The organism is Blastococcus goldschmidtiae (assembly GCF_031845325.1).
Taxonomy (GTDB): Bacteria; Actinomycetota; Actinomycetes; order Mycobacteriales; family Geodermatophilaceae; genus Blastococcus; species Blastococcus goldschmidtiae.
Genome location: NZ_JAVREI010000004.1, coordinates 104471 through 116043, shown reverse-complemented (window position 1 = coordinate 116043; position 11573 = coordinate 104471). Strand labels below are relative to the sequence as shown.

Here is an 11573-nt window from a genome sequence, read left to right as displayed (position 1 = left end):
TAGGCGGGCGGACGGAGTGGCGGAGGCGGACGGGAATCGAACCCGCCTGACCGAGGTACTCGGCCACGTCGGCTTTAGAGGCCGCGGGGGCCACCAGACACCCTGACGCCTCCACCGCGGAGCCTACGTGCCGCCGCCATCCGGAAACTGTCGGAGGTCGCTGCCAGCATCCCTTCCGTGAACCGCACCGAGTCCCGCTCCCCCGCGCTCCTGCCGCCGGTCACCCTCACGCCCGAGGAGGCCGCGGCCGTCGCCGTCGCGCTGGCCGCCCAGCCCGACGGCCCGTTCGCCGATGCCGGCCGCGAGGCGCTGGAGAAGGTGCTCGCGGTGCTCGAGCCCGACCCGCACCGGCGTGCGGAGATCCGCGACGCCGGCCGGCGGACCAGTGCCCAGCTGGGCCGCTCCGCCGACGACCAGGAGTCGCGGTCGCGCCACCCCGCCGGGCGTGCGCGCCGCCCCCAGCCGGAGACTTCGCAGCCGCCCCGGCTCGTGCTGCTCCCAGGTGGACGGGTCTGACGAGCGGCCCCGACCGGCGGTCCGGACTACCGTCGGGCGGCGTGACGATCGCGCCGCCCATCCGGCTCACCCAGTACGCGCACGGAGGCGGGTGCGCCTGCAAGATCCCGCCCGGCGAGCTAGAGGCCGTGGTCGCCGGGCTGACCGCGCGCGGCCCCGCCGATCCCGCGGCCGAGCTCGTCATCGGGCTGGACGACGGCGACGACGCGGCCGTCGTCCGCATCGCCGGCGGGCAGGGGCTGGTGCTGACCACCGACTTCTTCACCCCGGTGGTCGACGACGCGTACACCTTCGGGCGGATCGCCGCGGCCAACGCCCTGTCCGACGTGTACGCCATGGGCGGCACACCCGTGGTCGCCGTGAACCTGCTGGGCTGGCCGCGCGACGTCCTCCCCGCCGAGCTGGCCGCGGAGGTGCTGCGCGGCGGCCTGGAGGTGGCTCACGAGGCGGGCTGCCACGTGGGCGGCGGGCACTCCATCGACGACCCGGAGCCCAAGTACGGCATGGCCGTGACCGGCGTGGTCGACGTCGACCGGATCATCACCAACTCCGGCGCGGCGGCCGGCACCCCGCTGAGCCTGACCAAGCCGCTGGGCGTCGGCGTGCTGAACAGCCGGATGAAGGCGACCGGCGAGGTCTCCGAGGAGGCCGTCGCCTCGATGACCGCGCTCAACCGCGAGGCGGGGCAGGCCGCGGTGGCCGCCGGCATCCGCGCCGGCACCGACGTGACCGGGTTCGGGCTGCTCGGCCACCTCTACAAGATGGCGCGGGCCAGCGGCGTCACCGCCGTGGTCGACGCCGCGGCGGTGCCCTACCTGACCGGGGCCCGCGAGGCGCTGGCCGCCGGCTTCGTCTCCGGCGGCACCCGGCGCAACCTGGACTGGGTGCGCCCGCACACCGACCTGTCGGCGGTGTCCGAGGACGAGGCGCTGCTGCTGGCCGACGCGCAGACCTCGGGTGGGCTGCTGCTGAGCGGTGAGGTGCCCGGCGCGCCTGTCATCGGCGAGTTCGTGCCCCGCGGGGAGCACGTCGTCGTCATCCGTTGAGCTGGGCGATCCGCCGAGGGTGCTAGCCCCAGAACGCGCGGGCGGCCTCGATCGTGGCCGCTGCCTGCGCCCGGCCGGCGCGCGCCGAGGGCTCGCGGGTGGCCGGGTCGAGCACGTTGCTCCCGAAGGCGGCCAGCGACGCCTCGTCGGCGGTGACCACGTGCACCTCGGCGTCCTTCTCGAGGATCTCGATCTCCCGGTCCAGCCCCGGGCCGAGCAGGCCGCCGGGCATGGCGCGCGTCGGCGTCACCACGAGGACCTTCTCGCAGCCCGCGGCCAGGTCGGCGTTGGTGACCGAGCGCATGCCGCCGTCCATCAGCCGGCGCCCGTTCACGGTGACCGGCGGCCAGACCCCCGGCACGGCGCAGCTGGCGGTCACGGCGTCCAGCAGCCGCACGCCCGAGGACGCGTCGAACGGCAGGAACTCGCCGTCCGCGGTGTCGACGGCGGTGATCACGAGCCGGCCCGACGGCCACTCCGGGTCGCCGATCCGGCCCTCGATGATGGCCCGCCGCTGCGCCTCCGGGACGGAGTCCACCGTGAGCGCGAGCGCACCGAGGCGGGCGCGGGCGTCCTGCTCGCCGGTGTTCCCCTTCATCGCCTCGGCGAAGGCGGCCATGGTCGACACCCCGTCGAACTCGACCTTCAGCTCGCCGGTGGGCGGGAGCAGCTGGCGCTCGTAGAGCCCCTGCAGGTCGCCGTCGAGGCGCAGCTGCGCGCCGACGACCGAACCGGCCGACGTCCCGACGACGAGGTCGGCCTCCCGGATGTCGACGCCCTCGGCCGCCCAGCCGCTGAGCAGCCCGAGTTCCCAGGCGATGCCGGCGACGCCGCCGCCACCGAGAACGAGTGCACGTGTCGCCATCGCGGGGAGCCCCTTGCGTCGAACGGGTGAGATCAGCGACAGGCTAGGGGTGCGGTCAACCACCCGCGTCGCTGGCCCGCGGTGACTCGGTTAGCGTCCGGTCATGCTCGCTGCCTTCGTCTCGACCCCTGCCCCGAAGGACCCGCTCTCCGTCCTCGAGGTCGGTGAGCGCCCCGAGCCGGTGGTCCCCGACGGCTGGACGACCATCCAGGTCAAGGCCGTCTCCCTCAACCACCACGACCTGTTCAGCCTGCAGGGCATCGGCCTGCCGGCCGAACGGATGCCGATGATCCTGGGCACCGACGCCGCCGGTATCGACGAGGACGGCAACGAGGTCGTCGTGCACGGCGTGATCGCCAGCCCCGGCTGGATGGGCGACGAGACGCTGGACCCGAAGCGGTCGCTGCTGTCCGAGGTGCACCAGGGGTCGATGGCCGAGCGGGTCGCCGTCCCCCGCCGGAACCTGCTGCCCAAGCCGGCCGACCTGTCCTTCGCCGAGGCCGCCTGCCTGCCCACGGCCTGGCTGACCGCCTACCGGATGCTCTTCGTCCGGTCGGGCCTGCGGCCCGGGCAGACCGTGCTGGTCCAGGGCGCCAGCGGCGGCGTGGCGACGGCGCTCATCGTGCTGGGCCGCGCCGCCGGCTACCGGATCTGGGTGACCGGCCGCAGCGAGGAGAAGCGCGCAGCCGCGCTCGCGCTGGGTGCGGAGCAGGCGTTCGAGAGCGGCGCCCGGCTGCCCGAGCGGGTGGACGGCGTCATGGAGACGGTCGGCAAGGCGACCTGGAGCCACAGCATCAAGTCCCTCAAGCCCGGCGGCGTGCTGGTGACCTCCGGCGCGACGACCGGCTACGACCCCGGCGCGGAGCTCAACCGGGTCTTCTTCACCCAGCTGTCGGTCGTCGGCTCGACGATGGGCACCAAGGACGAGCTGGAGGCGCTGATCCGGATGTGCGCCGTCACCGGCGTCCGCCCGATCATCGACGTCGAGCTGCCGCTGACCGAGGCGCGCGAGGGCTTCGCCCGCATGTCCGAGGGCCGCACCAACGGGAAGATCGTCTTCACCCTCTGACGCCGGGGCTGCGTCGTCGGGTCAGTGCACGAGCTTCAGCCCGACGACGCAGCCGATGAGCCCCATGATCAGCAGGATCTTCGCCAGTGACACCGGTTCGGTGCCGGTCGCCATCGCGTAGGCCACGGTGATCGAGGCACCGATGCCGACCCAGACCGCATAGGCCGTGCCCACGGGCAGCTCCCGCATCGCGTACGCCAGCCCCACCATGCTCAACACGACGGCGACGGCGAAGACGACCGACGGGACGGGCCGGGTGAACCCGACCGACCGGCCCAGAGCGGTGGCCCAGACCGCCTCGAGCACCCCGGACACGACGAGCACGGCCCACGCCATCGAGAACTCCTCTGGCGCCGTCTTGTCGCACACCGGGTACGGCACCGCTCGTCCGGGAGCCGGCTTCGCGGCTCTCCTCCAGCCTCTCAGGCGCCGCCGTGCCCGGCCGCCCGGGCGGCGGTCAGATCCGTCACCCGCGGCCCGCGCAGCAGCACCACCGCGGCGATCGCGGCCAGCGCGGCGGCGATCGCGGCGCCGGCGAAGACCGTGTGCAGCTGGGTGAGCAGCGCGGCGTCGGTCGCGGCGTCGTAGGGGGCGCAGTCGGCCGGGGTCCGCGGGCACAGGTCCACCGGCGAGCCGATCGCCTCGATCTCCGCGGTGAACCGCTGCAGCGCCACGGCGGTGAGCAGGGACAGCCCGGCCAGCATGCCGACGGTGCGGGCGACGACGGCGAGCGCGCTGGCACTGCCGTGCACCTCGGCCCGGGTGACGCCGAGCAGCACGGTGTTGACCGGGGCGATCGCCAGGCCGAAGCCCAGGCCGGCCGCCAGCAGGACGACGGTGGAGGCCGCACCGTCCAGCGAGCGCTCGTCCCACTGCGTCATCGCGAGGAAGGCCAGCGCGGTCAGCGCCATCCCGCCTGCGGCGATCCACCGGGGGGCGGCGAACCGGCACAGCCAGCCGCCGGCCACCGCACCGATCGGAACGGCCACCAGGAGCCGCAGCAGCACGAGCGCTGCCCCCAGCTGGTCGCCCGGCGTCGTCGTGGCGCGGGCGAACAGCGGGATGTCGACCAGCGCAGCCACCAGTGCCGCACCGACGAAGAGGTTCACCAGCAGCGCACCCCACGCCCCGACCGGTCGCAGCGCGGCCAGCGGCAGCACGGGGTCCGCCGCGCGCCGCTCGTGGACGATGAAGAGCGCTGCGGCGACCGCGGCCAGGGGCAGCAGCACCCAGCCGTGGGCGACCACCTGCTCCCCACCCTCGGCCGCGGCGAACGCCCAAACCAGACTGCCCAGCGCCACGACCGCGAGCGCCGACCCCACGACGTCGACCTCGCGGACCACCTGCCCGAGTCCCCGCAGCGGCAGGACCGCACGCTCCGGTGCGGCGAGACTGCGGACGACGAGCGCGACGCCGGCGATCCCGGCGGTCAGCACCAGCGGCGTCGTCCAGGCCAGCGCATCGACCAGGGGGACGTACAGCAGGCCGAGGGTGACGTCCTCCTCCAGCGCGGCAGGCGCCCCCAGGTGCAGGGCCAGCGCGCCGAACGCCACCACGCCGAGCACCAACCCGAGCAGGTCGGGACGCCGGCTGCGCCCGGTGACCAGCGCGCCGGCGGCCAGGCCCAGTCCCAGCAGCAGGTTCAGCCAGAAGATCGCCCGCCAGTCGGCGAAGGCGAGCACCGCGGCACCGGCCAGCGGCCCGAGCACCGCGCCGGCCTCCTGCACCGCGCCGACGACGCCCAGCGGCATCGCCCGCCGGTCCGGGGGCCACCGGTCGGCGACCAGCGCCAGGGTTGCCGGCACCAGCCCGCCGGCACCGACTCCCTGCAGACCCCGGCCGATCACCGCCGGCCCCAGTTCGACCGCCGTCGCCGTCAGCAGGGAACCGAGCGCGAACAGCAGCAGGCAGCCGACGAGCACCGGCAGCCGGCCACGCAGATCGGCCAGCCGGCCCAGCAGCGGCAGTGTCGCGGTGTAGCCCAGCAGGAAGCCACCGACGATCGGTGTGGCCCGCTGCAGTTCATCCAGCGAGACGCCGACCCCGGCGAGGATGTCGGGCAGCGCGAGGACGACCACGTACGTGTCGGCCGCCGTGACGAGCACGGCCAGGGTCGCGAGGGCCACCAGCGGCAGCCCGGGGACCGGCGCGACGGCGGCCCCCGCCGGCTCAGTCGGTGGGCGGTGCGGTGATCTCGACATCGGCGCCGAAGTCGCTGAGCTCGAGGATGAAGGTGGAGTCCTCGTCGCTGAAGAAGGGGCCGGTCAGCTCGACGCGGCGCAGTTCGCCGGTCCCTGTCGCGATCGACAGCTGCGCCTCCACCGGGCGGCTCGGGTCCTCGCTCGTGAGGATCTGCTCGACCAGGTCACCGGGCAGCTCGGCGGTCACCTCGCGGACCACCTCGCCCCCGACCCGCCGCTCGTCGCCCAGCTCGGCCGAGTCGGCCTGCGCCAGGAGCTGGGAGATGCCCGTCTCTGGGTCGAGGAGCTCACCGGGGTCGCCGAAGCCGAAGTCTGCGGGCTCGATGACGTCGAACGACGAGGCGAAGGGCAGCAGCGCGTACACGGTGCCGTCGACCGAGACGACGTCCAGGTCGAGGGTGTTGCCCGCGACGCGCACCTGCAGCGTGCCGTCGAAGGAGGCGGGACGGGCGACCTCGCCCTCGCCCCCGACCAGCAGGGTGCCGGTGTCCGGCGCGCCCTCGCTGTCGAGCTCGAAGTGCACGGTCTCGGCGTCGTCGAGGGTGTCCTTGGCCCGCTGCAGCAGGTCCTCGGCAGATTCCTCGGGCCCGTCGCTTCCCCCGCAGCCGGCGAGCACGGGCCCGGCGAGCAGGGTGCACGCGAGTGCGACCCCTGCACGGCGCAACGACATGACGACCTCCCCGTGGCGGGCGTGCCCCCGGCATCCCGACGGCGAACAGTAGCGCGCCGCCCTGGTCAGGAGACCGCAGCGCTCCGTGCGGCGATCTTCGCGGCGAGCCCGGCCCGGGCCCGCTCCGGGACGTACTCCACGACGGGCGCGAGCTCGGCCAGCCGCGACTTCTCGGTCATGACGATCCGGAAGGCCGTCTCCACGGTGATGCCGTGGTCGGGCCGGTGCACCACCTCGACGGCGTCACCGGCTCCGAGCTCGCCGGTCTGCAGCACCCGCAGGTAGGCGCCCGTCGCGCCGTGCGCCGCGAAGCGCTTGACCAGGTCGGGGATGCCCCAGAAGCGGGCGAAGTTGGCGCACGGGGTGCGCCAGGCGGTCACCTCGAGCAGCGTCGTCCCGACCGTCCACCGCTCACCGATCACCGCGGTCCGCAGGTCGAGCCCGCTGGTGCGGAGGTTCTCCCCGAAGCGGCCCGGCGGGAGGTCGCGGTCCAGCTCGGCGGCCCACCAGTCGGCGTCGGCCTGGGCGTAGGCGTAGACCGCCTGCCCCTCGCCGCCGTGGTGCTTCTTGTTGACCTGGACGTCGCCGTCCAGCCCGAGCTCGCCGACGGCGATCCGGCCGGGCACCGGGCGCTTGTCGATGCCGCTGCGGTTCGGCCGCTTGTCCGGCAGCGGCAGGAGGTCGCTGCCGGAGACGCAGACCGCCTCGACGCGGGCGGTCATTTCTTGGAGGCGGTCGACTCGTTGGTGGAGAGCGCGGCGACGAACGCCTCCTGGGGGACCTCGACGCGGCCGACCATCTTCATCCGCTTCTTGCCCTCCTTCTGCTTCTCCAGCAGCTTCCGCTTGCGGGTGATGTCACCGCCGTAGCACTTCGCGAGGACGTCCTTGCGGATGGCGCGGACCGTCTCGCGGGCGATGACCCGGGAGCCGACGGCGGCCTGGATCGGCACCTCGAACTGCTGGCGCGGGATGAGCTCGCGCAGCTTGCCGGCCATCAGGACGCCGTAGCTGTAGGCCTTGTCCTTGTGCACGATCGCGCTGAACGCGTCGACGGCCTCGCCCTGGAGCAGGATGTCCACCTTGACCAGCGAGGACTCCTGCTCGCCGGCCTCCTGGTAGTCCAGGCTCGCGTACCCGCGCGTCTTGGACTTCAAGGCGTCGAAGAAGTCGAAGATGATCTCGCCCAGCGGCAGCACGTAGCGCAGCTCGACGCGGGACTCGCTCAGGTAGTCCATGCCGCCCAGCTGACCGCGGCGGCTCTGGCAGAGCTCCATGATGGCGCCGGTGTAGTCGCTGGGCGCGATGATCGTGGCGTTGACGATCGGCTCGTGGATCGTGTCGATCTTGCCCTCGGGCCAGTCGCTCGGGTTCGTCACCGTGACCTCGGAGCCGTCCTCCATGATCACGCGGTAGACGACGTTGGGCGCGGTGGAGATCAGGCTGATGCCGGCCTCGCGCTCGAGCCGCTCGCGGACGATCTCCAGGTGCAGCAGGCCCAGGAAGCCGACGCGGAAGCCGAAGCCCAGAGCGGCGGAGGTCTCCGGCTCGTAGACCAGCGCGGCGTCGTTGAGCAGCAGCTTGTCCAGGGCCTCGCGCAGCAGCGGGTAGTCGCTGCCGTCGATCGGGTAGAGCCCGGAGTAGACCATCGGCTTCGGGTCGCGGTAGCCGCCGATCGATTCCGCCGCCGGCTTGTGCTGGAGGGTGACGGTGTCCCCGACGCGGGACTGGCGGACGTCCTTCACGCCGGTGATGAAGTAGCCGACCTCGCCGACACCAAGGCTCTGGACCGGCTTGGGCTCCGGGGAGATGACGCCGATCTCGAGCAGTTCGTGCGTCGCGCCGGTCGACATCATCTTGATCTTGTCGCGGGCCGAGATCCGGCCGTCGACCACGCGGACGTAGGTGATGACGCCGCGGTAGATGTCGTAGACCGAGTCGAAGATCATCGCCCGCGCCGCGGAGTCGGCCTCGCCCGTGGGAGCCGGGATGCGCTCGACGATCAGGTCGAGCAGCTCGGGCACACCGACGCCGGTCTTGCCGCTGACCCGTAGCACGTCGTCGGGCTCGCAGCCGATGATGTGCGCGATCTCCTCGGCGTACCGCTCGGGCTGTGCGGCCGGGAGGTCGATCTTGTTCAGCACCGGGATGATCGTGAGGTCGTTCTCCAGCGCCAGGTACAGGTTGGCCAGCGTCTGGGCCTCGATGCCCTGGGCGGCGTCGACCAGCAGGACCGCGCCCTCGCAGGCGGCCAGCGACCGGGACACCTCGTAGGTGAAGTCGACGTGGCCCGGGGTGTCGATCATGTCCAGCACGTATTCGGTGCCGGTGTGCGCGCCGGAGCGTGGCGTCCACGGCAGCCGCACGTTCTGCGCCTTGATGGTGATGCCGCGTTCGCGCTCGATGTCCATGCGGTCGAGGTACTGGGCACGCATGTGCCGGCCCTCGACGAGGCCGGTGACCTCGAGCATCCGGTCGGCCAGCGTCGACTTGCCGTGGTCGATGTGGGCGATGATGCAGAAGTTCCGGATGAGGGCCGGATCGGTGGCAGCAGGAGTCGTCACAGTGGGGCCATCGTCCCATGCCGCGGCGCCGGGCAAAGCGATTGCCCGGAAGGACGTGCGTCCTCCATGGTGCGGGGGTGTCCCTGCCCGGTAGTCCACGGCTGCCCTACGCCCGCCTCCCGGCCGCGTTGCGTGCGGAGATCGACGCGGCCCTGGGCTCTCCCGTCGTCGCGGTGTCGCCGCGGCAGGGCGGCTTCTCTCCCGGACCGGCCGTCGTCGTGACCTGCGCGGACGGGCGCTCCGCGTTCGTGAAAGCGGTCGGGACGCCGCTGAACCCGGAGACGCCGACGCTGATGCGCGCGGAGGCGGAGGTGACCGCCCGACTCCCGGCAACCCTGCCGGTCCCTGCCCTGCGCGCCCACCTCGAGTGGTCCGAGGGTGCCGACGAGTGGGTCGCGCTGGTGTTCGACGTGTTCGACGGCGAGGCCGCGCCGCTGCCGTGGACGCCGGAGACGGCGGCCGTGGCCGTCGCCGGGCTGACCGAGCTGGCCCGGTCCGGCACCCCCTGCCCCGTCGCCGGACTTCCCACCCTGGCCGAGCGGGTCGACATGCCGCTGTCCTCGTGGTCGGGGCTGGCGGCCGATCCGCCGGCCGATCTGGACCCGTGGGAGGTTCAGCGGCTGGACTGGCTGGGTCGGGTGCCCGACCGTCTCGCCGCCGGCGGATGGCTGGACGGTGACACCCTCGTCCACGGCGATCTGCGGGCGGACAACCTCCTGATCGGTCCCGGCGGCGCGGTGGCGTTCGTCGACTGGGCCTGGGCCGTCCGTGGTGCGGACTGGATCGACACGGTGCTGTTCAGCCTGGACGCAGCAGCGCAGCGCGGTGTGGATCCCGAGTGGCTGGTGGGCCGCTCGGCCCTGGTCGCCGCCGCGGACCCGCGCCAGGTGACCGATCTGGTCCTCGCGATGGCCGGGATGTGGGCGGCGGGCATGCGTCGCCCGGCCCCGCCGGGGCTGCCCACCCTCCGGGCGTTCCAACGGCACTTCCACGCCGCCGCGCTGGCGTGGGGCACGCGGCGGGTGGCGGCCGGGCTGGTCTGACCGCCGCCGGTTGGGCCCGACGGGCGGGACTGGTATCTTGTGAGGCCGGTCCGCTGGGCGCTTCGCCGCGCCCCGGACGCACTGTCGAACTCATCCCCTCCAGACTCTCGAGGCTCACGCGTGGCGAACATCAAGTCCCAGCTCAAGCGGATCAAGACCAACGAGAAGGCGCGTCAGCGCAACGTCGCGGTCAAGTCCGCCCTCAAGACGGCTGTCCGGCGCGTCCGCACGGCCGCCGAGTCCGGTGACGCCGCCGCCGCGGCCGCCGCGCTCACGACCGCGAACAAGCAGCTGGACAAGGCCGCCAGCAAGGGCGTCATCCACAAGAACCAGGCCGCCAACCGCAAGTCGGGTCTGGCGAAGCTCACCGCCGACCTCTGATCCGGTGCCCGCGTCCACGTGACGCGGATGTGCACGAGCCCCTCCCCCTTCGGGACGGGGCTCGTTCGCGTTCCGGGGAGGGCAGTGGGTCAGAAGGCGAGCTGGCCGCCGCTGTGCCTCGTCAGCGACCGGTGGGTACGCGGCCCCGGCCGGTCACGGTCCGGATGTCGACGATCCGGCGCACCGCGCGCTCCAGCGCGTAGTCGGCGCTGGCAGCGACGCCCTTCACGTCGGCGTTCAGTTCCGCGGTCACGGCGATCGCCTGCTGCAGGCCGTCGATGCTCCAGCCCCGCGACTGCGCCTGTGCCTTCTTGACCTTCCACGGCGGCATCTTGAGCGTGCGGGCGAGCTCGCCCGGGTTCGTGGAGCTCAGTGCCGCCACCCGGGCGGCGGTGCGCACGCCGTCGGCGATCGCGTCGGCGATGAGGACGTGGGCGACCCCGCGCTGCAGTGCCCAGCGCAGCATCTCGATCGAGCCCTGCCGGTCGCCGACCAGGACCCGCTCGGCGACCGTGAAGCCGGTGACCTCGGCCTGGCCCCGGTGGAACCGCGCGACGGCGTCGCCGTCGATGGTCCCGCCGAAGTCCGACACCAGTTGGCTGGCCGCCGCCGAGAGCGCCCGCAGGTCGTTGCCGACGGCGTCGACCAGCGCGGTGAGGGCATCGGCGGTGATGCGGCCGCCGAAGGTGCGCACCTCGTTGCGGACGAAGGCGGCCCGGTCGCCGGCGGAGCTGATCCTGGGGCACTCGTCCACGGCGGCGCCTGCGGCGACGAACGCCTTGACCAGCGCCTCGTTCCGCTTGCCGCCGGAGTGGACGATCACCAGCGTGATCTCCGGGTCGGGGTCCTTGGCGTAGGCCGTGAGGGCGTCGGCCAGCGCAGCGGCGGACTCGTGCACCCCCGTGACGACGACGAGGCGGTGCCCACCGAACAACGACGGCGCCAGCACGTCGGCCAGCTGACCGGGCGGCAGTCCCTGCGCGGCCAGCTCGTGCAGCTCGGCGTCGGGGTGGCGCTCGACCACCGCCGTCCGGACGGCAGCGACCGCGCGGGACCGGAGGAGCTCCTCCTCCCCCGACACCACGCGCAGCCGCGAGGTCGGTGGCACGGGAGCGGCTGGCACGCCTGCATCGTGCCACGGGGCACCGACGGATCCGGCCTCTCCCCGCGGGCCTCATGGTCCCCCGCCCGCGGGCGGCCACGCCCCAGTCGTCCGCGG

General features: G+C 73.5%; 12 protein-coding genes, 1 tRNA gene and 1 riboswitch. Of the genes, 5 read left to right on the top strand and 8 right to left on the bottom strand.

Features of this window, described 5'->3' with window-relative positions:
• Positions 1–17: 17 nt before the first annotated feature.
• Positions 18–113, bottom strand: a tRNA-OTHER gene (locus tag RM425_RS08770).
• A gap of 64 nt (positions 114–177) precedes the next feature.
• Here RM425_RS08770 and RM425_RS08765 point away from each other — a divergent pair.
• The gene (locus tag RM425_RS08765) at positions 178–516 is read left to right on the top strand and encodes a hypothetical protein (protein WP_311344813.1); all 339 of its coding nucleotides are present in this window, start codon (positions 178–180) and stop codon (positions 514–516) included.
• Positions 517–557: 41 nt separating this feature from the next.
• Positions 558–1562 (top strand): selenide, water dikinase SelD, encoded by a 1005-nt coding sequence (selD, locus tag RM425_RS08760; protein ID WP_311344812.1) that lies wholly within the window; start codon positions 558–560, stop codon positions 1560–1562.
• Between the two features lie 22 nt (positions 1563–1584).
• On the opposite strand, the gene RM425_RS08755 is transcribed toward selD, so the two are convergent.
• Positions 1585–2427: a patatin-like phospholipase family protein gene (locus RM425_RS08755; RefSeq protein WP_311344811.1), complete on the bottom strand. Its 843-nt coding sequence runs from the start codon at positions 2425–2427 to the stop codon at positions 1585–1587.
• Positions 2428–2530: 103 nt separating this feature from the next.
• Here RM425_RS08755 and RM425_RS08750 point away from each other — a divergent pair, with 103 nt between their 5' ends.
• Positions 2531–3496: a zinc-binding dehydrogenase gene (locus RM425_RS08750; RefSeq protein WP_311344810.1), complete on the top strand. Its 966-nt coding sequence runs from the start codon at positions 2531–2533 to the stop codon at positions 3494–3496.
• A 21-nt stretch (positions 3497–3517) separates the two neighbouring features.
• On the opposite strand, the gene RM425_RS08745 is transcribed toward RM425_RS08750, so the two are convergent.
• The 5 genes from RM425_RS08745 to lepA all read right to left on the bottom strand — a co-directional run bounded on the left by RM425_RS08745 (position 3518) and on the right by lepA (position 8930).
• A complete protein-coding gene (locus tag RM425_RS08745) occupies positions 3518–3832 on the bottom strand; it encodes a DMT family transporter (RefSeq protein ID WP_311344809.1) in 315 nt (104 codons plus the stop codon).
• Between the two features lie 11 nt (positions 3833–3843).
• Positions 3844–3909, bottom strand: a riboswitch (guanidine-III (ykkC-III) riboswitch).
• A gap of 9 nt (positions 3910–3918) precedes the next feature.
• Positions 3919–5622 carry an MFS transporter gene (locus RM425_RS08740; RefSeq protein ID WP_311344808.1) on the bottom strand — a complete coding sequence of 568 codons (1704 nt, stop codon included), beginning with the start codon at positions 5620–5622 and terminating at the stop codon, positions 3919–3921.
• Positions 5623–5665: 43 nt separating this feature from the next.
• A complete protein-coding gene (locus tag RM425_RS08735; protein WP_311344807.1) occupies positions 5666–6367 on the bottom strand; it encodes an LppX_LprAFG lipoprotein in 702 nt (233 codons plus the stop codon).
• A gap of 65 nt (positions 6368–6432) precedes the next feature.
• Positions 6433–7089 (bottom strand): MOSC domain-containing protein, encoded by a 657-nt coding sequence (locus RM425_RS08730; RefSeq protein WP_311344806.1) that lies wholly within the window; start codon positions 7087–7089, stop codon positions 6433–6435.
• On the bottom strand, positions 7086–8930 hold the full coding sequence (gene lepA, locus RM425_RS08725; protein ID WP_311344805.1) for a translation elongation factor 4: 1845 nt from the start codon (positions 8928–8930) through the stop codon (positions 7086–7088). The genes RM425_RS08730 and lepA overlap by 4 nt, the downstream gene beginning before the upstream one ends.
• A 77-nt stretch (positions 8931–9007) precedes the next feature.
• Here lepA and RM425_RS08720 point away from each other — a divergent pair, with 77 nt between their 5' ends.
• Complete coding sequence (locus RM425_RS08720) at positions 9008–9973, top strand: phosphotransferase family protein (RefSeq protein ID WP_311344804.1); 966 nt, start codon at positions 9008–9010, stop codon at positions 9971–9973.
• 120 nt (positions 9974–10093) lie between these two features.
• Positions 10094–10354, top strand: coding sequence for a 30S ribosomal protein S20 (gene rpsT, locus RM425_RS08715; RefSeq protein WP_311344803.1), 261 nt, complete (start codon positions 10094–10096; stop codon positions 10352–10354).
• A 121-nt stretch (positions 10355–10475) separates the two neighbouring features.
• Here rpsT and holA read toward each other — a convergent pair whose 3' ends face one another.
• Positions 10476–11477, bottom strand: a complete 1002-nt coding sequence (gene holA, locus RM425_RS08710; protein ID WP_311344802.1) for a DNA polymerase III subunit delta — start codon at positions 11475–11477, stop codon at positions 10476–10478.
• Positions 11478–11573 lie beyond the last annotated feature (96 nt).